Raw genomic sequence first — 23,858 nt, 5'->3', positions numbered from 1 at the left:
ATTACCCTTACATACCTGAAGTGTTCTCCCAACATTCAATGTGATCCAGGCCTTTAATACTGTCTTTAACAAAGACCGGGTCTTTCCCAGCCTGTTTCTGCCGCTTGTAATCCTGAAGGGCTGCAAAGGCTACTTTGGATAAGAGAAGGATGGCAATCAAGTTAACTACCACCATGAGCCCCATAAATAAGTCAGCCAAATCCCACACCAGTTGAACCTTGGCAACCGACCCGAATAGAATCATGGCCAACACACTATATCTGTAGAATATGACTACTGACTTCTTTGAGTTTAAGAACTCTATATTCGTTTCTCCGTAATAATAGTTTCCAATTAATGTACTGAACGCAAACAGGAACACCATGATAGCCAGAGAACCAGAGGCCCAAGAACCGATGTGCTCGCTCAGTGCAGCTTGTGTAAGCTTGATACCATCCAGCCCAGGCTGCTTATACGCATCAGATAGCAGAATAATGAAGGCGGTACTCGAACAAATCAACAACGTATCTGTAAGCACACCGAATGCTTGCATAAGCCCTTGTTTTACAGGATGACTTGTCGTTGCCGTTGCTGCAGCATTCGGCGCACTTCCCATTCCCGCTTCGTTCGAGAACAAACCGCGCTTCACACCTTGCAGAATCACCGCCCCCAGAGACCCTCCTATAACTTGCTCAAATCCGAATGCACCCTTCACAATAAGCGCCAGAACTTCAGGCATTTTGGTAATGTTAATCAGCACAATGCATAAGGCAACGGCGATATAAATCACGGCCATGAAGACTACAATATATTCAGACAATTTGGCAATACGTTTGATGCCGCCAAAGATAATGCTTGCAAACGCAACAGCCATTAGAAGGCCAACCATCAAACGATTGGTGCCGAATGAATTTTCAAAAGCAACGGTAATCGTGTTGGACTGGACCGCGTTAAAGACGAGGCCGAAAGACAACGTGATCAGCACGGCAAATAAAGATCCCATCCAACGTTTCTTCAAGCCTTGTTCCATATAATAAGCAGGACCCCCACGAAATCCCGTTTGGTCTCTTACTTTATACACCTGTGCTAAAGTACTCTCAATAAAGCTGGATGCAGAACCAATAATCGCAATCACCCACATCCAGAAGACCGCGCCCGGCCCGCCTAAGGCAATGGCAATCGCAATTCCTGTGATATTGCCTGTCCCCACCCTGGCTGCCATGCTGATACAGAATGCCTGGAATGATGAGATGCTGTTGGTAGACTTCGCATTGGACTCTTTTAGCACAACGAACATTTCTTTGAACATGCCAAATTGTACAAATCTCGATCGAATGGTGAAATACAAACCACAACCGATCAGAAGAACAATCAGAAGCTTAGACCAAAGAAAATCGTTTGTTAGACCGATACCCTCTAATACTTGTTGCATGTAAATCCGCCTCTCATCCTTTTATGCCGACACCTCTGCTGCTTACCCTCTCTAACATAGTATTTTCAAATATAGCAGTCCTAATTTCAAAAGCCAATAAAAAAGTTATGCAAAATACTTCCATATGAGCACGCTCTGATAAATGGAACAAGCGAAGGGCTTCCCTGAAGGAGATTACTCCTGATCCAGCGGCTGCCCCACTCCATCCTCATAGAAATCGAACACGAGCTGTTGCTGCGTGCCTTTTACCGCATAGAACACATCTGCCAGCGTCTTGCCCTGTTGCTTCTTCCCAAGTTCCGTCTCCAGCCACTCACGGGTCAGACCATTCCGTTTCAGGTTAGCCTCCACCAGCACACCATCCATAATCAGCTCTACGGGGAAGGCCTGCGCATGCAGTGCCAGCCCCAAATCCTGCTTCGTAACGAACTGATACGCTTCCTTTTTCAGAACAGAGACCTGTCCATTATCTTCAAGCACCGCATATTCGACCTCTTCGAGATTAAAAATCTCCTTCTCCCTCAGCGCCTGGACCAGCGAATCCAGCGTATAATGGATCTTCCTCATGTTGGCTTCCATGATCTTTCCACCCTCGATCAGGACCGTGGGGGAACCAGAGATCCAGCTGCGCAGGCGGCGGCTTTTGAGGGCAATGAAGGAGAGCAGGAATGACATAGCCGTAATCACAATAATGGACAGGACAAGATACGTTGACTTCAGACTGACATTGAACGCCAGATTCGCCGCCAGGGAGCCGAGGGTAATGCTGATCACGAAATCGTTGGACGTCATATTGGAAAGGGTCTGCTTGCCCAGGATTCTGGGAATGAGCAGCAGCAGACCCACCGATAGAACCGTCCGCATCAGAATCTCTATATAGTTCATTTTCAAGCCTCCTCCCCTCCATTATTTCCAAACGGACACAAAAGAAACGGGAACGCAAATAGAGCCTGCCGGAGGCAGGCCGAGAAGGAGGTCGAGAAGGAGGCTATTGTTCTCTGTCTTCACTTTTTAATCCAAAAGGTATCGCATTCCACTCGGTAAGCTTCAACTCCATCTGTTCAATTCTGGTAACAACATCCAGAGGGTTCATAGAGATCATTGAACCGACTGCAAATGCTCTTCGAGGCGGTCCCAGGTTTCGGTAATGCCTTGTTCCATCCCCATATCCAGAACGGTTTTGAGCGCTTCCGCGGAGTCATATTTTGATCGGCTTACCAGCTTCGTTTTCCCGTCATATTCTTCAAAAAGCATCGTAACCAGCGTGGACGGCATGCCTTCGGTTTCGTTGCCTTCGGCATCCGAGAAGTAATCGGTGTAGACGATTTTCTCTCCATCCATGATTTCATGGTAGACGCCTTTGCCCCAGGATTCCATTCCGAAGAAATCACCCTGCTGCTCATCGACACACTTCATACAGTAATGCCAAACCCCGCCCGGACGAAAATCAACACTGCAGAAGGGGACGATCCAGCCGCGCGGGCCCCACCACTGCTTCAGATGCTCTGCCTCGGAGAATACTTTGAAAACAAGCTCACGCGGTGCATCGAACACACGTTCAAGAACAAGCTCAAGGCCTTCTACTCGGGAAATCATTTTGTTGGTCATTCCAAATCCCTCCTGAAAGTAAAGTTCATGGTCGTTCGTTGTCTTTGGATTGCAGTTGCCGCAGGTAGTCATCCAGGTTGTCGAAGCGTTCACTCCAAATCTTCCGGTAGGCTTCAAGCCAAGTATCCAGTACCTCCAGCGGCTCCGTCCGCAGCTTATAGTTGCGGCGATTGGCTTGCGCCTCTACCTCGACTAGCCCGGCCTCCAGCAGCACCCGCAGATGCTTCGAGGCCTGGGGCTGGCGGAGCGAGAGACGTTCGGCAATATCACCTACACTCAGAGGCCCGTCCTTCAGCATCTCTACCATCCGCAAGCGGGTGGGTTCGGCTAGTGCGCTAAATATCTTCGTTTCCATAATACCGATGTTCCTTCAGTGAATCAGTTTTTTATCACCTTGCATACATAATATACCCCACAAGGAATATTCCCGTCAAGGAATATTAATAATTTTGTTCTTATTACCACATTCGCTCCAAAGGGCGGGCATGGGTTGCCCCCAGACACACGAGGGGATTCAAAGGTACTATTACCTCTGACTCCAGCAGTTAGGCCACCTATGCTGAATTCAAAGGTACTTTTACCTCTGATTCTACTCATTAGCCCACCTATGCTGAATTCAAAGGTACTTCTACCTTTGATTCCAGCAATTAGCCCACCTATGCTGAATTCAAAGGTACTTCTACCTCTGGTTCCAGCAATTAGCCCACCTATGCTGAATTCAAAGGTACTTCTACCTCTGGTTCCACAAATTAGCCCACCTATGCTGATTTCAAAGGTACTTCTACCTCTGATTCCAGCAATTGGCCTGCCTACGCCGAATTCAAAGGCACTTTTACCTCTGATTTCACCAGTCACAGGTAGTCCGTGCTTACCTGCCAACCAGTTTCATGATCTGAACACAGAAAAAAGCCCCTGGAAGAAGATTAGATCTGCCAGTGACTATTGGGACTCTCACACCTATCCGCCCATAAACCGCAGCGTCACAGTCGTTCCTTGCCCCGGTGTGCTAGCGATGGCAATAGAACCGCCGTACCGCTCCATAATGGCTTTGGCAATGGCAAGGCCAAGGCCCGAACCGCCCCGGGTGCGGCTCCGCGAGCCCTCCGTGCGGTAGAAGCGGTCGAAGATATGCGGCAGCTGTTCAGAGGATATCCCGATCCCCGTGTCGGCTACCGTCAAGATCACCTGCCCATCCGCAAAGGAATGCCTGATCGTTACCGATCCGCCTTCAGGCGTATACTTCAGTGCATTCTCCACGATATTGCGCAGCACCTGGTAGCTGGCGCTTCACAGATCATTTCTTCCTCATTAGCGATAAACCGGCCATGGATTGCGCATGAATCTGATACGTCCCTTCGCCAATCTTCCCGCTAATCTTGTGATTCTTCACCGTCAGCGGGAAGTCGGTATCCATCTCCCCAAGAGCTGACTTTGCGTCCACCACCACTCCGGCATTTTCCGGCCAGGCCAGTTCAACATCCCCTACCGTCGAGGTCACCCTCCAGTCTCCGCCGACCCTCCTGCTCTCCACATGGATATTACCAGCTACCGTGACTGCTTCTATAGCAGCGAGCGCATCCTTCACCGTCAGATTGCCGTTTGTCGTTTCAGCCACCAGAGTTCCCGCAATTTGCTCTGCCTTCACATTGCCATTGGTAAGCGAAATATCCACATTTGCCTTCGCTTCGGATACTTCAACATTCCCATTCACCGTGTGCAGAGAGATGTCTTTCGGGGGGCCGGATGCCGTAACATTGCCGTTCACAGACGATAATTTAATTTTACCTGTACTAGAAACATCTGACAAAGAGAGATTTCCGTTCTTGGTCTTCGCCTGCAGATCGGCCTTCATTCCCTTCGGCAGTGTAACCGTCAGCTCAAGACCCGGATAATGAATATTGCCGTAAGGCTCGCTGTAGGTCTTAATCTCCAGTTGAGCTCCCCCGCTTACCTTCACCCCCGCCTTGTCCGCTATGGTCCGGGCCTCTTCGGCTGTGGCTTGATTCACGACCACTGTCGTATGGATTTCAATATCCTTCCCATTGCCCTGCTTCATCTCAATCTTTCCGTTGGTATTTGCAATAGAGATGCTTTCCGTACCTTCTGGTACATCGACCCGGGTGATGCCTTTGTCAAAAGAGTACCGTGCATTCCCTGCAGACACACCCTCCGCACCTGTCTGCCACGACCCGATAACCGTGGAGGCGGCAGAGATGACGTCGGAAATAACCCCCGGAACGGACACAGAGTCTGTGGTAGCTTCGGACACAGCATCCGGAGCAGACTCAGCGGCTGCAGAGGTGGCTTCGGATACAACATCCGCAGCAGAGGCAGAGACCCCCGTAGGCTCCGATACAGAATTTGCCCCAGACAGTTGGCGGGCTTGGACTGGGCCGCCATATCCTTTTCCAATGTAGAAGAATACTAGCGCCAGAGCGGCACCCAACAGCAGCCACTTCCAATTTAACTTCATACTCATTTCCTCCCTAGTCCTTGTGATTACCCTTAGGTTACAGCAGACTGAATGAGAAAGACTTTGCAGGAAGATTAGAGTTTGATGAGAGCACTTTAGCTGGTTATGACGCCAAATGGGATTTATAATAACAGAAACATTAGAAACCTGTTCATGGAGAGGGGAGGGGATTGCATGCTCATCCTCCAGACTATCACGTGGGTTCTCGCGCTCGCCGTTCTCCTGTCTGTGGTGTGGATCGTTGTGGACACTTGGAGGAACGGGATCTCACCGATGCCCACTTCGAAGGCTGTACGGCTGGCGGTTGCCGGAGAGGTAAACCGGATTCCCGGCTATAGCACGGTTGTAGAGGCGGGGTCCGGCTGGGGCACATTAGGACTCGATATCGTCCGTCATTGTCCAGGCAAAAGACTCATCGGGATTGAGAATTCAAGCTTCCCGTTATGGTGCTCGCAACTGCTGGCGCTGATATTCGCGCGGCTCCCTCACTCAGGGAACGGCCCGGAGCCGCTCCCTGGCAGACTCCGCTTCATCCGGGGCGATATCTACCGCAGCTCCTACACCGATGCCGATATGGTTCTCTGCTATTTATTCCCCGGTGCCATGGAGCGGCTGGCGGACAAGTTCAGTCAGGAGCTGCCGCCCGGCGCAGTGGTGATCAGTATTTTCTTCGCCCTGCCGGACAGGCAGCCAGCCCGCACAGTGACCTGCAGAGATCCGCTGCGGACCAAGGTGTATGTGTATACTTTTTAGCAATATAGCCAAGGAGGGTTCCCGTGATCGACAAATCTATTACCGAAGGCGTCATCCGCACACGAACCAAGCTCCGCAAGGATCTGCTGATCTCCATCTTTGAAGAGTTCGATAGCGGTATAATGGGCCTGAGTCCCGAGAAACGGTCTGAGAAATATCTGAAAATGTCGCAGAACGCCTTCTCCTTTTACCGGGGCAGCGCGTACTTATTCTATTTCGATACAACCCGCCAGTACTTCCCCTACCACACCCCTGAGGACCGGCCAACCTGGATTCAGGGAGACCTGCACTTCGAGAACTTTGGCGCCATCCGCAGCGAAGACGGAGATATGGTCTATGACGTCAATGATTTCGATGAGGGGTATGTGGGCTCGTATCTTTACGATCTCCTGCGTATGGCCGGCAGCATCGCTTTGGTGGGCAGACAGCTGGGACAGGGTGAAGCTGAACAGCTAAGCTATATTGAGAGCTTTGTTAAAGCGTATGCCAGACAGATCCGGCGGTTCGCACAGGGCAAGGATATCCCTGCCACTTATAGTATGGATGAGGATACCGCCAAAGGTCCGGTGAAAAAGCTCCTCCGCAAGCTGGAGAAACGCAGACAGGCACATTTTCTGGAAAAGGTTACAGCTCAGATGCAGACGGGCAGAGTGTTTCTGGAGAATTCCGAGCTGGCTGTACCCGGACAAGCCGAACAGACCCTCCTGGGGAGCGCCTGGGCGTTCTATACACAGACCGTGGTTACCCGAAACCTGAATGAGGATCACTTCCGGATAAAAGACATTGCAGTCAAGCATGGTTCAGGCACCGCCTCCATCGGGCTGGACCGCTATTATGTATTAATCGAGGGTGGACATGAGCGGGAGGATACGGACGATACCGTACTTGAGGTAAAAGAAGTGCGCGTGCCGGTTCCGGCTTATTTCATGCCGTATTCCGAGTCCTTTTGGCAGCATTTCGGGCATCAGGGAAAACGGGTAACGGCGACACAGCAGGCGATGCACCATAAGGCCGACCCGTATCTGGGCTTTCTGACGCTTGAGGGAAGGCACTTCTATGTAAGAGAACGGTCGCCGTATAAGAAAAGACTGAAGCTGACCGATATCGCAACTATGGAGGATATGACCCGGGTACTTGAGATAATGGGTTGCCTGACCGCCAAAATGCATGCCCGGGCCGATGCCGATGTGGACCAGGGCATTCTTCCTTATCATAGCGAGGAGGAAATTACCAAGGCCATGGGGCAGGACCCGGATGCTTTTGCGAGCTATCTCTCCCGGTGGGCTTACGGATATGCCGATCAGGTGGAGAAGGATTATGGAATGTTCACAGAGTGGATAAAAGAACGATCCCGGGCGGCCGCAGCGGAGTAATCAGTCCAGCTCGGCGCGGGAGAACAGGTCCCGGATCAGTGCCTCATCCTCGCAGGCCTGCTTGAATCCGGCAGCAAAACCAAGAATAGCTTCCCTGTTGCCGGAGTAGGCGCAGAACATGTCGGCCTCCGGGTCAAAATGCACAATGCCTGCCAGCTCCGACATTTGTTCCTCCAGGAAAACCGCCGCAAGGGATGCCCAATCGTAGCCGTTGCCTTCGAAGCCTTCGTCTGCCCGTGTATCAAACAGATCGGCCAAATAGGTACCTACGCTCAGAATAACAGACATGCCGCCATTTCCCTGCTCTACCAGGATGAACGGAGCTACATTGCCGGTTGCAGGGACGGTGACACCGTTCATCCTGTGCAGCAGGGCCTCCCAGGCTTCTTCCGTGAAGCTGAGCACACCACCACGCTCAATAATGCTCCCCTGCCGGACCCGATCGTCCAGCCAATCCGTAATGAAGGACGGCGCGTAGCCGCCGGTTCCAAATTCGCCGCCAAAGGCGATCATTTGGGAATAGACCTCCAGGTATTCAGCCCGGTTGGTTTGCGGATACGACTTGGTATACAGCCAGAACTGCACATCATACATCAAAATAGAACGCTCATCGGCATGGAGAGAGAAATGCCCTTTGTCTTCTACAATCTCCGTACAGATTGTACGGATTATACCCTCTACATTATCGATCTCCGTGACATTGCCGCACAGCTCCGCAAGCAGGGGTGAAAAGGCTCCATGAGCCACCTTCCGCAGATCCTCTGCCTTATCCTCCTCAGACGTATCGAAGACCTCCTCATTCACCAGCCCGCGTACAAAACTCTCGAAGTCTTTGGCCAGAAAAGTAATTTCATAATCCGCTTCCTGATCCACGTGGATCACAGCCGGCTCGCCTTCCGGACCAGAGGCCCGGTAATCCAGCATGATCACATCATGCCCTGCGGACGGGCAATCGCCGAATACCACACCAATATCGGGGTAACCCCACTCTTCAATCATGAAGCGGCTGCCGAGTTCCCCGCACAAGGAATAGGTCTTCTCCCGCCCAATGCCCATAATGCCTGTAACCGCCACATGATCTTCCGCCCAAGAGGTCGCTTCCTCTGTAGGGAAGCAAGTATCCCGGGGAATCCCCCCATTCTGCCGCTTCATCATCTCGATATAAAAGGCCGGTAGCTTATACCCCAGTTCCTGCTCCACCGAGGCAATCAGCTCGTCTGTAGGCGGATCGGATACATACGATTTGCGGGCATAATCGCTGTCCTCCCAGAAGCCGTCGAAGTCAAAAGGTTGAACTGTGCTTCCCCCCGCAGTACTCTCGCCGGCCTGTGCAGCTGCAAAACGCTGCTGCTCCCGTACCTCCCGCTCCGCCGCACGGCGGCTCCAGCCAAGCAGCTGCTGAACCGCCTCATCTCCAGGCTCCAGCTGATCTGCCAGCTCGAATTCACGAACCGCTTGATCGTACTGCTTCAGATAGTAGTAGGCATATCCCGCCCGGTAGTGCCAGATCGGGTCCTTCTCTCCTTGCCCGGCAACACTCAGCAGCTGTTCCAGCGCTTCATGGTAACGGTCCAGATTGTTCAGCGCCCTGCCCAGTTGACCAATAAGTGTATAGTCTCTGTCCGGTTCGGGAATTTCCATGATGCGGTCCACAATTTTGGCAAATTCATCATCTTCATGCCACTGTACCAGTTGCGCCAGCAATGTCTCTTCCACTATGTATATGCCTCCTCTCGAATCTACTCTTCATTCCCCAGTAAGGGCAGGTCCTAAACAGTTCCTTCCAGCAAAGGAATAAGGTACTTATGATCAACGGGCGATGACATTACGATTAGGATTGTATAAGTCCCGTATCTATCGCATTCATTGCCGAACTGCTCCAAGGCTTGCGTGGAGTCGGTCATTACTTTTAGCAGATAGTTGTGCTCGCCACTGATCCTGTAACACTCAAGGACCTCAGGGGAGGAGCGGCAGAAATCAACGAAGGCATGGCAATCCCTGGAGTGGAACAGAATGTAAGCAGTAGCCAGTTTCCCAATTTTTTCAGGTGAAATAATAGTCCGGTACTCCTGGATCACCCCGTTTTCCTCCATACGTTTAACTCTTTCCGTCACTGCCGGTTGTGATAGACCCACACATTTCCCGAGTTCTGTCATGGACATTCTCGCCTGGTTTTGAAGATGAAACAGAATCTGCTTGTCTGTATGGTCCATCTCATTCAGCTCCTTTAATTTTAAGGATTCATGTGCAAACTGCCTTGTTTTTAACTGCTGAACGGCTGTTATAGCTTAGTTGCCTTATGTTAGCAGGTCAACTAATTTTATATAATATACTTACAATAGTAAAGCGATTTTAGCTTTAACTATAGCGAAAGGATGACTACGAATGCAGGATTCAAATCTCATGAACCCGGAGCATCTACCGGAGCGCATCGATAACGTACTAGACCAGACATTAGCCGACAAGCGTCTGGCGGGGGCGGTCATCAAGGTAGCGTTAGATGGGAGGCTCATCTATAGCCGTGCTGCCGGTTTTGCGAACCGCGAGCTGAACCAGCCTATGCGGGAGGACGCCTTGTTCCGGCTCGCATCGGTTTCCAAGCCTATCACTTCTGCGGCTGCTCTGGTTCTGGTGGCGCAAGGCCGCCTGAAGCTGGATGACCGCGTGGACCGCTGGCTTCCGTATTTTCAGCCACGACTGGAGAACGGTAAGCCCGCAGCAATAACAGTAAGGCATTTAATGACGCACACCGCTGGTTTGACCTACCGCTTCTTTCAGGAAGAGGGCGGCTCTTATGAGCAGGCTGGTGTATCTGATGGCATGGATCAGACTAACATTACGCTCGAAGAGAACCTACGGCGTATTGCCTCAGTCCCGCTCCTCTATACCCCAGGCACCATGTGGAGATATTCTATCGCAACAGATGTGCTAGGGGCCGTGATTGAAAAAGTCACAGATACCACACTCAGCGAAGCCATAGATTCACTCGTGACCCATCCGCTAGGTATGAAGGACACAGGCTTCGGTGCAGCCGACCCGCAGCGGCTGGCCTCTGCTTACGCCGATGATGTTCCCGGGCTGCGTCCTTTGCACAATCCCGACAGCCTTGCTTTTGTGGAAGGTACGGCAGGCTTCCGCCTCGCCCCTGAACGGGCGCTCGACCCTGCCGCTTATCCTTCCGGAGGAGCTGGCATGGTCGGCAGCACCGGAGACTTTCTGCAGCTGCTGGAAACCCTGCGCAAAGGGGGAGCACCTCTGCTGCCGGAATCCCTGGTTCGGGAAATGACCACCAATCAGATTGGTCATCTGCACATGCCCTTCTGGCCAGGGCGGGGCTTTGGCCTGGGCATCACGGTGCTTAAAGATCCTCTTGCCGCAGACACTGCGGAATCCCCTGGCACATGGCGCATGGGCGGTACCTATGGTCATTCGTGGTTCGTTGATCCCAAGCAGCGGCTAAGCGTGGCGGCTTTCACCAATACCGCACTGGAGGGCATGTCGGGTCCGTTTACGGTTGACCTGTGCAATGCCGTCTACGGCAGATTGAAACATGAATCATAAGGAAGGAGGTTCGATATGAGCAGCAGCACAGCTTCTTCTTCACAGCAAATCTCCAGCGCTTCTGCTTCCGGACGCCTTCCCTGGGCCGGATTGCTTGCCCTGGCTATGACCGGGTTTATCTGTATCCTTACCGAGACAATTCCCGCCGGATTACTGCTCCAGATCAGTAAGGGACTTGGAGTGACAGAGGCCATGGCGGGTCAGCTCGTTACCCTGTATGCCCTGGGCTCGCTACTTACCGCAATTCCTTTGACCACCGCAACACGCGGGTGGAGACGGCGTCCCTTGCTGCTGACATGCATTCTTGGTTTTCTCGTATTTAACACCGTCACTGCTCTCTCTTCAAGCTATCCCCTAACGCTTGCGGCCCGGTTCCTCGCGGGTGTATCAGCCGGTGTCCTATGGGGCATGATCGCCGGCTATGCCCGGCGCATGGTGCCGGAGCCGCTTAAGGGAAGGGCTATGGCCGTTGCCATGGCAGGAACACCACTTGCTCTTGCGCTCGGTGTCCCTGCCGGAACCTTGCTCGGGGACCTTGCGGGCTGGCGCAATGTCTTCGGTATCCTGTCGCTGCTCGCGCTGCTGCTGACCATATGGGTGCTCTGGAAGCTGCCGGACTCTCCGGGAGAGTCCGCAGACCAGCGGCTCCCTCTCCACAAGGTCTTCACTACTCCCGGAGTGCGCCCGATATTGTTTGTCGTACTAGCCTGGGTACTGGCCCACAACATCCTGTATACCTACATTGCACCGTACCTTACTCAGACCGGGCTTACCGGGCGGGTGGACGTAGTACTTCTCATCTTCGGTGTTACAGCACTGCTTGGCATCTGGCTAACCGGGGTCTGGATTGACCGGCACCTGAGACTGCTTGTTCTGATCAGCCTCGCTGCATTCGCCTTGGCAGCTATCCTGCTGGGCATAGGCAGCAGCCAGCCTTTTGTGATCTATCCGGCAGCTGCCATGTGGGGCTTAACGTTCGGGGGAGCGGCGACGCTGCTGCAGACAGCAATTGCCGTAGCAGGCGGAGAGAGCGCAGATGTAGCTCAATCGATGCTGGTGACCGCATGGAATCTCGCCATCGGCGGCGGGGGTGTGGCCGGTGGGATTCTTCTCGAAACAACGGGTGTCGTTTCTTTCCCGTGGGCTTTGTGCGTCCTGCTGGCCTTTGCATTTGTGACAGTCTGGCGCAACAAAGCACGCGGATTTCCTGCTGGAAGGTGAAAGAAACAGCAAAGGGGCGTCCCATTGAGGACAGCCCTTGTTGGTTTCCTAGCATGGCCGCTCTTAAGCCCGCCGGGGCGCACAGGTGCAGAATGAGAGGTACTTATACCTCTCATTCCACCAAGTAGCTCAATTCTGGCAAATTCAGAGGCACTTATACCTCTCATTCCACCAAATAGCTCAAATCCGGCGAATTCAGAGGTACTTATACCTCTCATTCCCCCAAATAGCTTAAATCCGGCAAATTCAGAGGTACTTATACCTCTCATTCCACCAAGTAGCTCAATTCTGGCGAATTCAGAGGTACTTATACCTCTCATTCCACCAAATAGCTCAAATCCGGCAATTCAGAGGTACTTATACCTCTCATTCCACCAAGTAGTTCAAGTCTGGCAAACTCAGAGGTACTTATACCTCTCGAAGCGCCTAGTCGGCAACCACTGGCATCCCTCTCACGCCTAATGACTTCCCCTCAATTCTTCATTCATCTTCTTCGTCAGAATCCTTATCCGCCGGGGCTTCAGTAGCTTCCTTGCGGCTCCATTCCAGGAACTGTACCGTATCTTCATCTTCAGGGTCCAGCTTGTGCGCAATTTCGAATTCCCGGATCGCATCCTTCAGCTGGTCCAGATAATAGTGGGCGTACCCCACACGGAAATGCCATAACGGGTCCTTCTTGCCCTGGTCAGCCGTCTTCATGAACCATTTCAGCGCTTCTTTATACCGCCCCAGATTGTTCAGCGCTCTCCCCAAATGGGTGGCCAGCTCATCATCAATAAGTATCGTCGGCGTTTCTTTGATCCGGTCTACGATTTCCTGGTATTTGTCCTCCTCATGCCACTTATTTAATTGTGCGATCAATTCTTGTCTCATTCCTTCTGCCTCCTGGTTACGATTTCCTGAGAATTCTATCTTCAATAAATACTTTATCATTTTTGAACAGGGGTCTGCCACAGAGCTAGGTAGGGATGGTGATGAGGAAGGTTGTACCCCTGCCCTTTTCACTTTCCACCTCAATGTTCCCCTTAACCTTATTGATCGTGCTGTAGGCCATCAGCATCCCGAGTCCGGTTCCTTCTTCTTTGGTGGAGTAATACGGCTTGCCCAGGCGTGAGATTTCTTCCTTCGTCATGCCGATGCCGGTGTCCCGGATCGTGATCAGAATGTTTTGCTTTTTCTCCGAGATATCGATGGTGAGGATGCCCCCGTCCTTATCTCTCATTGCTTCAATCCCGTTTTTGTAGAGGTTGATCAGGCATTGCTGGATTTGGTTCTTGTCATAGCTTTTATTGAGCGTGTTGTCGAAGCTGAACTTGACCTCCACCTTGTGGATGGACGCATAGGGCATAATGATGTTCTTGGTGTACTCTGCTTCCGCCTGCATATTGGAGAACACCATATTATCGGATTGCGGCTTGGCAAAAGAGAGATAATCGCTAACGATCTTCTCTGCACGGTTCAGCTCCAGCAACGACAATTGTACATATTCTTTTTCCTCGGGCGTAATGGAAGTTGATTTATTGAGCAGCTGCAAAAAACCGCTGGTCACCGTGAGCGGATTTCGGATTTCATGGGATACACTGGCCGCCAGCTCACTGACTACATTCAGGCGCTCCGACTGGAGAATCCGGTCACGGTTCTTGATATTGGTGATAATCTGCTCGATCAAAATCATGATGATGCTCATCACTACGGCATGTGTCATCAAGGCATAGACCGTGAGCGTCCAAAATTGCTTGTCCAACTTCCCCGTCATCGTCCCCAGAATCATCAGGTAGATTCCCATGGTTAACGTGGCAATAGCTGCTGCCCAGAAGATGCGGCGGTTGGAAGAGCGCTTGATGAAGCGTTTGCTAAAATAAGGCACCAGCAACAGCACCGCCGTTGAGAACAGGAAGGAGGGGAGCGTGCCCGCACCTCCTACATAGAAACGGTAAATATTCATGATTACATATAACGGAATGACGTTCCGGTATCCGCCAAAAAGCGCCACAAGTATAAACGGGATATATCTGAGATCATATATATATCCCATTTCCAGGCGAATAGGCTTGGCAATACACAGAACCATCGTCACGGCGGACATCAGCACAAGCAGCTTGTTATTGTAGGGGTACACTCTATTTTCAAAGAAAATCACTACGATCAAGACTGGAAACAATAAAAACAAGAAATTCAAAAGTAAGGTTTCGAACAAGGCTAACTTCCTCTCAGCTAGTGGTTCTAGTGTACTTATTTCTATTATAAGGAAACTCCAGGAAATTCCCTATACAATTCTCCCGCAATCCAGCTATCCCTATGTAATATGATTATATACAGAAAAAAAAACAAAAGATGGACAGTTCCTTAATAAGTTGCCACTTTTTGACGTTTCAGCATCCATCCCAATAAATAACTTTACGAAATATAATATATAATGTATACTTAATAACATAATGTAAGTAATAATGTGAACCTATTTGATACGAAAAGGAGCGTTTACGATGATTGCCCCCCTCTTTGTTGGTCACGGATCTCCCTTGATGGCGATACAGAATACCCCTTGTACAGATTTCCTGCTCTCCTACGGACAGCAGCTCAAGCCTAAGGCTATTGTCATCTTTACAGCCCACTGGGAAACCGAGGTGCTGACCGTCTCCTCCACAGATGATGTGTATGACATGGTTTATGATTTTGGCGGCTTTCCCGACCAGATGTACCAGATCAAATACCCGGCCAAAGGCTCATCTGCGCTGGCAGCGTCCCTGGGGGACCGCTTTACGGCCCAAGATATTCCTGTTCAGTTCGATACGAAGCGCGGTCTTGATCACGGGTCCTGGGTCCCTCTCCTGCGAATGTTCCCGGTTCCTGTCTGTCCGGTCATTCAAATCTCCGTTAATCCGTATTTGCCACCGGCGGAGCAGTACCGGATTGGTGAAGCGCTGCGGGGTCTGGATGAAGAAGACATCCTGATTATGGGCAGCGGGGCTACGGTTCATAATTTCCGTACCATGAACCCGGATGCCACGGCTCCTGACCCTAAGGCTGTTGCCTTCGACGATTGGCTGATTGAACATATGCATAAGCATGACTTGAATGCTCTATTCAGCTACGAAGTGCAGGCACCGTATGCCAAGCTGGCTGTACCCCGACCCGAGCACTTCGTTCCGCTGTACATCACTATGGGGAGCGGCAATCCCGCCCGGACGCCTCAAGAAGTCCACCGGAGCTACGAAATGGGGTCGCTCAGCTACCTCTCGGTTACTTTTTAACCTTGAATACGATGAACACGCATATAAAAAGACCTCCGATCCTACATATACTGTAGATTGGAGGTTTTTTGTCATGATTTTTTCGTATTTTTATCATAAAAGGAGTTTAATCGTCTAATTTATTGTTTATATACGATAAATGTCCTATGAAAAAAGGCCTACATAATTTACCTTTTATATATTATCTACATAACGAAAGAGGTACTCCATGTTATACTTGCAACCCTTGAATATGAACTGGCTGCAATTGGCTCTGGCCCTGCTGGCAAGCCTTGCGTCCTGCACTCTCATTGTCTTCGGAGCAGCTCCCTTCCATAATGACGGCCAAGGCCGGGGGAGGCGGTTCACACGAATGAAGGTGATGATCCTGGGCACCACTGCTTTTAGTGCTTCCCACATCCTGGTGCCTTTGTCGCTTAACCTCCCTCTGGCTCCGAAATATTACATACTGCATCTCTTGTTCACTCTCGGCGGCTGCTGGGCTGCTACTTATTTTGGCATCCGGTATTCCAGCATGCCCCGCAGCCATACAGGACGTCACTTCAGAATCAGTCTGTTGATCGCCGGGACCATTCTGGTGTTCGATTACCTGAATATCATCTTTTTGTTCCGTGAATTTCTGGTCTGGAAGCCCGTACTCGTCTTTATGACTGCAGCTTCCGCCCTCAGTCTGTGTCTCGCCATTCTGCGTGTCCTGGTGATCTCGAACCGCAACCGAGAGCATCAACTATATTCCAAGGCCACGGTTCCAGGCATCTTCCTCTGTGCAATAGGGATGCTGATGATTCCGCTCCTCTGCGCCTTCTCGGTGATTCCGGTCGAGGATGCCGATCCGGGAAGCTATTTGCATCTGATTCCCTATATCTTGACGCTGTTTATCTGTACAAGCCTGTATATCATCCCGGACGCCTACAGGGACACCCGCCAGGAATATCAGAACCGCAGAATTATGGAGACAGAACAACATTATATGTCACTCTTTGAATACAATCCGGACAGTGTGCTGGCGTTCGATGCCCAGGGTATTGTCACCGGTCTGAACCGTCAGGCGGAGCTGCTCGCCCAGCAGCTAGACCAGGAGCTGGTCGGACGGCACTTCTCGGATCTTTTTGAGGGAGCGTACCATTCACTGGCTCAGCACCATTACCGGCATGTTCTCCGCGGCAAATCCAGTACCATCGAGCTCCAGCTGCGGAACCCTGGTGGTACTATGCTGACCTTCTGGCTCACTTCGCTTCCGATCGTGGTCGAAGACGTCCCAGTGGGCATCTACAGCATTATTAAGGACATCACCAAGAATAAGAAAGACCAGGAAACCATCCGTCATCTGGCCTATCAAGATGAGCTAACCGGGCTTGCCAACCGCCGTTCTTTTCACAATCTGCTGCTTGAGCATACAGCGCAGACCGGCCTCCCTGCTTACCCGTTCACACTGTTCTTCATTGATCTGGACCGCTTCAAACGGATCAACGATTTATTCGGTCATTCCTTCGGCGACAAGGTCATCCAGCAGGCGGCAGGCAAGCTGAAGAACTGTGTGCCCTCCTCCTGCAGCATTGCACGGATGGGCGGGGACGAATTCACAGTGCTGGTCCCCCATCTGCGTACGCGTGCGGAGACGGAAGCCCTGGCAGCCACCATCGTGGGTGAATTTACACATCCGTTTGAAGTGGGTAACCATACTGTGAAATTGTCTGCTTCTGTAGGGATTGCCTGCTTTCCGGAGGATGGCCTTGATGCTGACTCCCTGGTGAAGCACGCCGATACTGCGATGTATAATGCCAAAGAGAATGGCAGCTCCCAGTATCAGTTCTACGATGCGGAACGCGACCAGACCAGTCTGGAACGGATTATTCTGGAGAATGATCTGGAGCAGTCGCTGGACAATGATCAGATCCGGCTGTTCTATCAGCCCAAAATTGATATCCGCAGCGGCGAAATCGTCGGCCTTGAAGCATTAGTTCGCTGGGAGCACCCCATTCTGGGCATGATTCCTCCCCTGGAGTTCATTCCGCTGGCAGAGAAATCCGGCTTCATTATTCCGCTGGAGCAATGGGTGCTAAGAACGGCCTGTACCCAGGTGAAAAAGTGGGAGCGTGAGGGCCGCCAGGTCGTTCCCGTTGCCGTCAATGTCTCGCAGATCCATTTGATGAAGCCGGATATTTTCCAGACAATTATGAGTACCATCCGTGAGCTTGACTTCGACACCCAGCTGCTGGAGCTTGAGATTACAGAAAGTGCGATGATGCACAACGAAGAACATGTAATCAGTATCCTGAATGATCTGCAGGGAGCCGGGATTTCCGTGTCTATGGATGACTTTGGGACAGGCTACAGCTCGCTCAGCTATTTGCAGAGCCTTCCTATTGGCTGCCTGAAGATTGACCGTTCCTTTGTCCGCAAAATCACAACTGACACCGACAGCCGGGCCATCGCCGAGATGATTATCTCCATGGCCAAGCAGCTCGGGCTGACCATCGTCGCCGAAGGCGTAGAGACGATAGAGCAAGTCGCACTGCTCAAGGAGATCCAGTGTTACAACGCACAAGGCTTCTACTACAGCAAGCCGGTAAGCGCAGATCAGATTGAGGGCCAATACCTGGAGTAACTCCCCCTGATTACGGGTAATCACTTCCAAGAGAGCCTGTCAGCGCAGCCTGCTCCCGGGCTGCGCTGAATAATGGCTGCACTCGTTATTAAGGAGAGATGCAGATGGGCATTACCGGTGTGGAGTATGGCTCTTTCTATTTGCCTGCGGGGAAGGTTGCCCAAATCGCATTACAGATACCCGGGCTTAGGCAGCCTGAACGCGTGGACGAACGGATTGATTTCGAGAAGTGGACCCGTATCCACAACATGGATCTGGATTCCCTCGATGAACAGGAGCTGATCCTGCTGGCCTTTCCAATGAGAGACGATGAGACCTATGAAGAGCTCGTCGACGGGTATCTGCTGCCGCATTTGCAGTCTTTGTTCGATCTGTTTGAAGAAGCGGCGCGGCAGCAGTATGGTCTGGTGTTCAACATCGTCTAAGCCTTAGAGGCTCCATTTAGCGGGGACTATCTCGGCAAAATCTCATGCAGATATCCGGTCAACGCTTGGGCTGCCCGTTCATGGGCCAATACACCGGGATGGGTTCTGGACCCTACAGTTTCAGCTGTTGTATTGGGAAGCTGGAATACCGACACCCGTCTATCACCTGTCTTCCTCATATAGCTGCTGACCGCACGGTGGATCGACGGCATCATCGGTATGCCCAGCATGCCGTAGGCCCATACGATGTGGGCCTTTTTATTATTTTTCCGAAGTGTACCCAGAAAACGTTCAACTGCTTCCTCAAAGGCCGCCAAATCCTCTTCGTTATACGTTCCGTCTTCATGGAGCCGTTGCTTATGCGTTTCCCCGGTCGCTTCATCCCTCCATGCCGGAGATTGGAATGCGCCGCCATCATTGGTGCCCAGATTCACCACCACCACGTCCGGCTGCCAGTCCTCAAAAGCGTTCGCTGTATGTACCCCTAACGCTTCATTCCTCTCACCCGTCAGCATCCCGCATACCTGCTCATAATACCTTGGAATATTGCAATGCGGATTGTTATCCCAGCTTGTGAACACACCCCAACCACTCTGGGAAATCACCCGGTAATCGGCATTCAGCGCCTCTGCTGTCATTGCCGTGTAGTTGTAGGTGGCGCTGAACCAGGCAGGAATCCAGTCTTCCTCCGCCTTGGCGCCTACCGTACCCTCTCCTGAAGTAATACTGTCACCGATAAACTCCATTTTATAGGGCTTGTCCGCAACCGGAAGAATTTCCCCATCCCCCTTCACCGCATGGATCTGCAGCAGGCACGCGGGATCTTCGCTCATCGCCTGGACCTCTTTGACCACCCGCACATTTTTGATAGCGTTCTCATTCATACCTCTAAATACACAAATCCAGTACCGGCCTGCGGTCAGCATTTGTCTGCTTACAGGGACCGAATTAATCAGAATGCTAATCCACGGCTCATACACCTCATAGTCCGCCTCAACCTCAATCCACAGCTCTGAGCCCTGTACATTGAATTCAACAGCACTCCCCGTCCAAAACAGGGTTAACGGAGCAAGTGCTCCTGTGGTTCTTCCATGGACTTTTACATGCGCTACAGCAGACAGCGGCTGTGTCTTTAAACGTTCTTGTATGGTCATTGGTTGCCCTCCCAAATTTCTTTCTCTCTTGGATTATAGCAATTTCATTTGGATACCACGAAGATTATTTCCAAGCAAAAAACGGCTGCGCCTCCTTCACTAGAAAGGGCAGCCGTTTCCATGTTCACCTGGACTTCAGGATCTCCAATACAGTAAATCAGCCTAGTCCGCCGCTTAGCCCTCGCCTATGCCCGGAACCTCTTCAAGAACTCAACAGCCAGGCGGATATCCGCCTCCGGATTGCTGCCGACTTCGCGCTCAATCGTCAGATACCCTTGGTAGCCGATATCGTTCAATGCCTGAAGATAACCGTTCCAGTCGACACCTCCCGCTCCCAGCGGCACTTCGCGGAACGCCGAACCGGACTCTGCCATCTCCGCGATTTTCTCATGGTCCAGCTCCGGTGCTTCATAACCGTACTCTCCGTATACATCGCGCGGATCGATATTAGCCAGCTTGACGCCATCCTTCGCATGGGTGTGCACGATGTAGTCTTTCAGGGTATGAACACCCTGCACCGGATCATCTCCGGTCACCATCACCATATTGGCCGGATCGAAGTTAACCGACACCCCTTTGGAACCCAGCCCGTCCAGGAACATTTTCAGATGCGCGGCAGTCTCAGGCCCGGTTTCGATCGCGAAGTAAGCATTCATCTCATGCGCATACCGGCTTAGCTCCTCACAGGCTGTGTGCATCGTCTCATAGATTTGACTGTCCTTGTTCGGAGGAACGATCCCGATATGCGTGGTCACGATGTCTGTGCCCAATTCCTTGGCCAGCTCCATGATACGCTTCGACTTGTCGATTTTGGCGCGGTTCTGCGCAGGGTCCTGGAAGCCGTGCCCTCCCAGATCGCCGACAAGAGCCGAGATTTCGAGCCCGAGCGAAGCGATATATTCCTTCCATTCGCGGCGGGCAGCCGGAGACAGATTAGCAGGATCGAATTCACCCTGTACCGCATAGATCTGCACCCCGTCCGCGCCTGCTTCTTTTGCCTTGCGCAAGCCCTCCTTCACCCCAACCTGAAAGCTGTCTACGATCACGCCGATTTTATTGCTGATAACAGGTGTCGCCATGGCGGTAATCCTCCTCATATTCAAGTGATTTGATTAGATCGCATTCCATGTCCGCTTGACGTATTCCAGGCCCAGCCTTGTTCCCTTGCGGCATTCTTCCAAACCCTCGAATTCAATGGATATATAGCCGTCATAACCGCTCTCCTTCACCAGCCTGAGCACACGCGGCATATCGATGTCGCCCTGGCCCACGATCGCGCCCCTGAGCCAATTCCCGCCGGAAGACTGGAACCACCCTTCTCCGGGATGCCGGTCCTGCGGACGGACATAGAAATCCTTGAGGTGAACCATGGAGGCAATCTTGAGGTTGCCGGCCACAGCGGTAAGCGGGTTCTCATCGGCGCACAAGAAGTTGCCAACGTCTAGTGTCGTACGGAAGTTCTCCCGGTCCACAGCGCTTACCAATGCCTGTACCCGGTCACTGTGCTGAATGAAGTACCCGTGATTCTCTACACTCGTTGTAATGCCGAAGCCGGATGCATAATCGGCAATTTCACGGCATGCGTCAGCCAGCTGGGGAAGCTCCTCCAGAAAATGGACGATGGACAGATCAGGTGACGAGGCCACATCGTGCCGCATCCGCTGAATGCCAAGTGCCGCACACACCTCCACTTCCCGCTTCACCCGCTCCATTTCCTTCCGCCGCATCTCTGTCTCCAGTCCGGCAAAATTCGCACCGATCGCATAATTGGACAACTCAAGGCCACGGTCCGCTGCAGTCTGCAGAATGACATCCATAAGCTCCGGATTGTCGATCAGATTGAAGCCTAAGGGTACAATCTCTGCATGTTCCGCCCCCAGGTCGGCGATCGTCTCCAGGACGCCCTTCAGTGTCAGCTCTCCGGCGGCAAACGCCGCGTGCAGACTGTAGGTGCTGATTCCGAGCTTCATAATTTCACCTCTTCGCCTTTGGCTGCGGATGCGTAGATCCCGCCAAGTATCTTCATGATTTCCACCCCGTCCTGCACAGGGCTCAGCGGCTGCGAGCCACTCCCTACACAGTTGGTGAAATGATCAATTTCATACTGGAACGCACTGTTAAAATCGAATCCTGCATGATCCGTCTGCGGATAGATATTGACGATGGTATTGGCCTCTTCACGCACAATCACCGTTTCGGGATCGATTTCAAAGCCGCCTTTCTCCCCATACAGGCGTACAGACCTTTCATCTTCCTTCGCATGCAGTGTAAAGCTGACATCTACTAACAGCGAAGCTCCGTTCTCGAACCGGATCAGCGCATTCGCCAGATCCTCCACCGTATTATTCGCCGCATCGTAGTCAGCAGCTTTATAGAAAGAGAGATGTTCCACGTGGGCGCGGTTGCCCAGCTTCCGGTAGGTATTGGCACTGACTGATACCGGTTTCGGACGGCCCATCAAGTACCAGCACAGATCGATGACATGGACCCCGATATCGATCAGCGGTCCACCGCCGGAGCGTTCGATGTCAGAGAACCAGCCGCCGGGATTGCCAAGACGCCGTAACGTCGTCGCCTTCGCATAGTAGATCTCACCAAACTCCCCTGCTTCCACCAGCTTCTGAAGCAGCTGGACGTTGGCATCGTAGCGCCGTACGAAGCCCACTTGCAAAATCTTGCCGCTCTCTTCCACTGCCTGCTGAACCTGTACCGCTTCTTCCAGCGTACGGCAGAGGGGCTTCTCCACCAGCACATGCTTACCGGCTTGCAGCGCCGCAATGCTGATCTCGGCATGGGAGTTGTTCCAGGTACAGATACTGACCGCATCGACGGCGGGATCAGCCAGCAGCGCGCGGTAATCCGTATACACCCTCTCCGCACCATACTCAGCAGCAGCTGCCCTTGCACGTTCTTCATTCAAGTCGCATACCGCATACACAGCGGTCTGAGGATTCTTCCGGTAGGCATTCAGATGCATACCTGAGATGGAGCCTGTTCCAATTACGCCAACCCTGATCATATCTACGAACCTTCTCTCCATTATTTGCATACGTTCTGATTCGTATTATAATGATTTCAATCATGAAGACCATGCAGCGCCTTGCGGTCTTATTTGTACAATTGTGCGGTGGAGGTGTGATCCAACAATGTTGAACTATGACCTGGAACTGCGGGAGCCCATGGATATGCCGGACCCCGAGTTTCCCATCAAAGTACATACCCAGCGCTTTGACAGGGCGGGCGTCGTGCTGTTCCCCCATCACTGGCATGAGCATCTGGAATTTCTGTTCATTGAGCGCGGGGAGGCGGTGTTCGAATGCGGACGGACACCCATCCATGTCCGTGCCGGCGATCTGATCGCCGTGAACAGCAATGAGCTGCATTATGGCGTAAGCGCCTCTGCCGATCTGCTCTATTACGCGATTATTGCGGACACCTCGCTACTGCATAGCGCCGTAAGTGACGCTGCAGAGACCAAATTCATCGCACCGATCCAGCAGAACCGTCTGCTGCTCCGCAACCATATCTCCGGGGATCAGCATATTACTGACTGTGCCCTGACCATTATCCGCGAACTCGAACGCCGCGAATTCGGCTATGAGCTGGCAGTCAAGTCCGAGCTGTACCGCCTGCTTACCCTGCTGCTGCGCGGACATGTGGTAACCGTACTGTCGCAGGCCGAACAGACCCGGCGCATTCAGACCATTGAGCGGTTCGCTCCGGTGCTTCGTTATATTGACACCCGATATAGTGAGCCTATCTTTGTGGACCATCTTGCGGCGCTCGCCGGGCTCAGCCGCTTCCATTTCAGCCGCCTCTTCAAGGAGCTGACCGGACACACGATATCCGAATATGTTAACGCCGTCCGGCTGGACCGGGCCGACTCCATGCTGCGCCATACGCAGCTGACCGTTTCTGAAATCGCCGCAGCCACCGGATTCAATGATATTTACTACTTCAGCCGCACCTTCAAAAAACACAAGCAAAGAACCCCCTCCAGTGTGAGAGGCTTCTAGGGGA

Annotated in this window: 23 protein-coding genes; 8 read left to right on the top strand and 15 right to left on the bottom strand. The window is 52.1% G+C overall.

Annotation, left to right across the window (positions count from 1 at the left end; all coding sequences use genetic code 11):
- Nucleotides 1-7: 7 nt before the first annotated feature.
- The 7 genes from A3848_RS27940 to A3848_RS27915 form a co-directional block, all read right to left on the bottom strand.
- Nucleotides 8-1,411 carry an alanine/glycine:cation symporter family protein gene (locus A3848_RS27940; RefSeq protein WP_074088313.1) on the bottom strand — a complete coding sequence of 468 codons (1,404 nt, stop codon included), beginning with the start codon at nt 1,409-1,411 and terminating at the stop codon, nt 8-10.
- 174 nt (nt 1,412-1,585) lie between these two features.
- Nucleotides 1,586-2,296, bottom strand: a complete 711-nt coding sequence (locus A3848_RS27935) for a DUF421 domain-containing protein (RefSeq protein WP_074088312.1) — start codon at nt 2,294-2,296, stop codon at nt 1,586-1,588.
- A 213-nt stretch (nt 2,297-2,509) separates the two neighbouring features.
- Nucleotides 2,510-3,019 carry an SRPBCC domain-containing protein gene (locus tag A3848_RS27930; protein ID WP_074088311.1) on the bottom strand — a complete coding sequence of 170 codons (510 nt, stop codon included), beginning with the start codon at nt 3,017-3,019 and terminating at the stop codon, nt 2,510-2,512.
- 25 nt (nt 3,020-3,044) lie between these two features.
- Complete coding sequence (locus A3848_RS27925) at nt 3,045-3,374, bottom strand: ArsR/SmtB family transcription factor (protein ID WP_074088310.1); 330 nt, start codon at nt 3,372-3,374, stop codon at nt 3,045-3,047.
- 23 nt (nt 3,375-3,397) lie between these two features.
- A complete protein-coding gene (locus A3848_RS31980) occupies nt 3,398-3,874 on the bottom strand; it encodes a hypothetical protein (protein ID WP_143192475.1) in 477 nt (158 codons plus the stop codon).
- A gap of 102 nt (nt 3,875-3,976) precedes the next feature.
- Nucleotides 3,977-4,291, bottom strand: coding sequence for a sensor histidine kinase (locus A3848_RS27920; RefSeq protein WP_074088309.1), 315 nt, complete (start codon nt 4,289-4,291; stop codon nt 3,977-3,979).
- Nucleotides 4,292-4,313: 22 nt separating this feature from the next.
- Entirely contained in the window at nt 4,314-5,492 is a 1,179-nt protein-coding gene (locus A3848_RS27915; RefSeq protein WP_074088308.1) for a DUF4097 family beta strand repeat-containing protein, read from the bottom strand.
- Nucleotides 5,493-5,666: 174 nt separating this feature from the next.
- Here A3848_RS27915 and A3848_RS27910 point away from each other — a divergent pair, with 174 nt between their 5' ends.
- Together A3848_RS27910 and A3848_RS27905 are read left to right on the top strand one after the other, a co-directional pair.
- Nucleotides 5,667-6,245, top strand: a complete 579-nt coding sequence (locus A3848_RS27910; protein ID WP_074088307.1) for a class I SAM-dependent methyltransferase — start codon at nt 5,667-5,669, stop codon at nt 6,243-6,245.
- Nucleotides 6,246-6,268: 23 nt separating this feature from the next.
- Nucleotides 6,269-7,618 carry a DUF2252 domain-containing protein gene (locus A3848_RS27905; RefSeq protein ID WP_074088306.1) on the top strand — a complete coding sequence of 450 codons (1,350 nt, stop codon included), beginning with the start codon at nt 6,269-6,271 and terminating at the stop codon, nt 7,616-7,618.
- On the opposite strand, the gene A3848_RS27900 is transcribed toward A3848_RS27905, so the two are convergent.
- Nucleotides 7,619-9,334, bottom strand: coding sequence for an Imm51 family immunity protein (locus tag A3848_RS27900; protein ID WP_074088305.1), 1,716 nt, complete (start codon nt 9,332-9,334; stop codon nt 7,619-7,621). It lies immediately after the preceding gene.
- 53 nt (nt 9,335-9,387) lie between these two features.
- Nucleotides 9,388-9,831, bottom strand: a complete 444-nt coding sequence (locus A3848_RS27895; RefSeq protein WP_074088304.1) for an Lrp/AsnC family transcriptional regulator — start codon at nt 9,829-9,831, stop codon at nt 9,388-9,390.
- 172 nt (nt 9,832-10,003) lie between these two features.
- Between A3848_RS27895 and A3848_RS27890 the strand changes: the two genes are divergently transcribed.
- Together A3848_RS27890 and A3848_RS27885 are read left to right on the top strand one after the other, a co-directional pair.
- Entirely contained in the window at nt 10,004-11,179 is a 1,176-nt protein-coding gene (locus tag A3848_RS27890) for a serine hydrolase domain-containing protein (protein ID WP_074088303.1), read from the top strand.
- A gap of 15 nt (nt 11,180-11,194) precedes the next feature.
- On the top strand, nt 11,195-12,400 hold the full coding sequence (locus A3848_RS27885) for an MFS transporter (RefSeq protein WP_074088302.1): 1,206 nt from the start codon (nt 11,195-11,197) through the stop codon (nt 12,398-12,400).
- A gap of 480 nt (nt 12,401-12,880) precedes the next feature.
- Here the strand turns inward: A3848_RS27885 and A3848_RS27880 are convergent, their stop codons facing one another.
- Together A3848_RS27880 and A3848_RS27875 are read right to left on the bottom strand one after the other, a co-directional pair.
- Nucleotides 12,881-13,273: a tetratricopeptide repeat protein gene (locus A3848_RS27880; RefSeq protein WP_074088301.1), complete on the bottom strand. Its 393-nt coding sequence runs from the start codon at nt 13,271-13,273 to the stop codon at nt 12,881-12,883.
- 85 nt (nt 13,274-13,358) lie between these two features.
- Nucleotides 13,359-14,570 carry an ATP-binding protein gene (locus A3848_RS27875; protein WP_256702574.1) on the bottom strand — a complete coding sequence of 404 codons (1,212 nt, stop codon included), beginning with the start codon at nt 14,568-14,570 and terminating at the stop codon, nt 13,359-13,361.
- 313 nt (nt 14,571-14,883) lie between these two features.
- Between A3848_RS27875 and A3848_RS27870 the strand changes: the two genes are divergently transcribed.
- The 3 genes from A3848_RS27870 to A3848_RS27860 all read left to right on the top strand — a co-directional run bounded on the left by A3848_RS27870 (nt 14,884) and on the right by A3848_RS27860 (nt 18,684).
- Nucleotides 14,884-15,651 carry a DODA-type extradiol aromatic ring-opening family dioxygenase gene (locus tag A3848_RS27870; RefSeq protein WP_074088299.1) on the top strand — a complete coding sequence of 256 codons (768 nt, stop codon included), beginning with the start codon at nt 14,884-14,886 and terminating at the stop codon, nt 15,649-15,651.
- 232 nt (nt 15,652-15,883) lie between these two features.
- On the top strand, nt 15,884-18,259 hold the full coding sequence (locus tag A3848_RS27865; RefSeq protein ID WP_256702573.1) for a putative bifunctional diguanylate cyclase/phosphodiesterase: 2,376 nt from the start codon (nt 15,884-15,886) through the stop codon (nt 18,257-18,259).
- Nucleotides 18,260-18,363: 104 nt separating this feature from the next.
- Entirely contained in the window at nt 18,364-18,684 is a 321-nt protein-coding gene (locus tag A3848_RS27860) for a hypothetical protein (protein WP_074088297.1), read from the top strand.
- A gap of 26 nt (nt 18,685-18,710) precedes the next feature.
- Here A3848_RS27860 and A3848_RS27855 read toward each other — a convergent pair whose 3' ends face one another.
- The 4 genes from A3848_RS27855 to A3848_RS27840 all read right to left on the bottom strand — a co-directional run bounded on the left by A3848_RS27855 (nt 18,711) and on the right by A3848_RS27840 (nt 22,857).
- A complete protein-coding gene (locus tag A3848_RS27855) occupies nt 18,711-19,838 on the bottom strand; it encodes an SGNH/GDSL hydrolase family protein (protein ID WP_074088296.1) in 1,128 nt (375 codons plus the stop codon).
- A 185-nt stretch (nt 19,839-20,023) separates the two neighbouring features.
- Nucleotides 20,024-20,917: a sugar phosphate isomerase/epimerase family protein gene (locus A3848_RS27850; RefSeq protein ID WP_074088295.1), complete on the bottom strand. Its 894-nt coding sequence runs from the start codon at nt 20,915-20,917 to the stop codon at nt 20,024-20,026.
- Nucleotides 20,918-20,950: 33 nt separating this feature from the next.
- Entirely contained in the window at nt 20,951-21,808 is an 858-nt protein-coding gene (locus A3848_RS27845) for a sugar phosphate isomerase/epimerase family protein (protein WP_074088294.1), read from the bottom strand.
- Nucleotides 21,805-22,857: a Gfo/Idh/MocA family protein gene (locus A3848_RS27840; RefSeq protein ID WP_074088293.1), complete on the bottom strand. Its 1,053-nt coding sequence runs from the start codon at nt 22,855-22,857 to the stop codon at nt 21,805-21,807. Before A3848_RS27840 ends, A3848_RS27845 begins: the two co-directional genes overlap by 4 nt.
- A gap of 127 nt (nt 22,858-22,984) precedes the next feature.
- On the opposite strand from A3848_RS27840, the gene A3848_RS27835 reads away from it, so the two are divergent.
- Complete coding sequence (locus tag A3848_RS27835) at nt 22,985-23,854, top strand: AraC family transcriptional regulator (protein ID WP_074088292.1); 870 nt, start codon at nt 22,985-22,987, stop codon at nt 23,852-23,854.
- Nucleotides 23,855-23,858: the final 4 nt, after the last annotated feature.

The organism is Paenibacillus sp. P32E, from assembly GCF_001909085.1.
Classification (GTDB): Bacteria; Bacillota; Bacilli; order Paenibacillales; family Paenibacillaceae; genus Paenibacillus_AQ; species Paenibacillus_AQ helianthi.
This window is presented reverse-complemented; position numbering and strand designations above follow the sequence as displayed.

Excerpts from the sequence above, each read along its gene's own strand:
- A3848_RS27880 (WP_074088301.1), bottom strand. The coding sequence starts at position 13,273 with ATGAGACAAGAATTGATCGCACAATTAAATAAGTGGCATGAGGAGGAC.
- A3848_RS27870 (WP_074088299.1), top strand. The coding sequence starts at position 14,884 with ATGATTGCCCCCCTCTTTGTTGGTCACGGATCTCCCTTGATGGCGATA.
- A3848_RS27845 (WP_074088294.1), bottom strand. The coding sequence starts at position 21,808 with ATGAAGCTCGGAATCAGCACCTACAGTCTGCACGCGGCGTTTGCCGCC.
- A3848_RS27850 (WP_074088295.1), bottom strand. The coding sequence starts at position 20,917 with ATGGCGACACCTGTTATCAGCAATAAAATCGGCGTGATCGTAGACAGC.
- A3848_RS27925 (WP_074088310.1), bottom strand. The coding sequence starts at position 3,374 with ATGGAAACGAAGATATTTAGCGCACTAGCCGAACCCACCCGCTTGCGG.
- A3848_RS27915 (WP_074088308.1), bottom strand. The coding sequence starts at position 5,492 with ATGAAGTTAAATTGGAAGTGGCTGCTGTTGGGTGCCGCTCTGGCGCTA.
- A3848_RS27860 (WP_074088297.1), top strand. The coding sequence starts at position 18,364 with ATGGGCATTACCGGTGTGGAGTATGGCTCTTTCTATTTGCCTGCGGGG.
- A3848_RS27910 (WP_074088307.1), top strand. The coding sequence starts at position 5,667 with ATGCTCATCCTCCAGACTATCACGTGGGTTCTCGCGCTCGCCGTTCTC.
- A3848_RS27940 (WP_074088313.1), bottom strand. The coding sequence starts at position 1,411 with ATGCAACAAGTATTAGAGGGTATCGGTCTAACAAACGATTTTCTTTGG.
- A3848_RS27840 (WP_074088293.1), bottom strand. The coding sequence starts at position 22,857 with ATGATCAGGGTTGGCGTAATTGGAACAGGCTCCATCTCAGGTATGCAT.
- A3848_RS27865 (WP_256702573.1), top strand. The coding sequence starts at position 15,884 with ATGAACTGGCTGCAATTGGCTCTGGCCCTGCTGGCAAGCCTTGCGTCC.
- A3848_RS27855 (WP_074088296.1), bottom strand. The coding sequence starts at position 19,838 with ATGACCATACAAGAACGTTTAAAGACACAGCCGCTGTCTGCTGTAGCG.
- A3848_RS27835 (WP_074088292.1), top strand. The coding sequence starts at position 22,985 with ATGTTGAACTATGACCTGGAACTGCGGGAGCCCATGGATATGCCGGAC.
- A3848_RS27895 (WP_074088304.1), bottom strand. The coding sequence starts at position 9,831 with ATGGACCATACAGACAAGCAGATTCTGTTTCATCTTCAAAACCAGGCG.
- A3848_RS27930 (WP_074088311.1), bottom strand. The coding sequence starts at position 3,019 with ATGACCAACAAAATGATTTCCCGAGTAGAAGGCCTTGAGCTTGTTCTT.
- A3848_RS27885 (WP_074088302.1), top strand. The coding sequence starts at position 11,195 with ATGAGCAGCAGCACAGCTTCTTCTTCACAGCAAATCTCCAGCGCTTCT.
- A3848_RS27935 (WP_074088312.1), bottom strand. The coding sequence starts at position 2,296 with ATGAACTATATAGAGATTCTGATGCGGACGGTTCTATCGGTGGGTCTG.
- A3848_RS27890 (WP_074088303.1), top strand. The coding sequence starts at position 10,004 with ATGCAGGATTCAAATCTCATGAACCCGGAGCATCTACCGGAGCGCATC.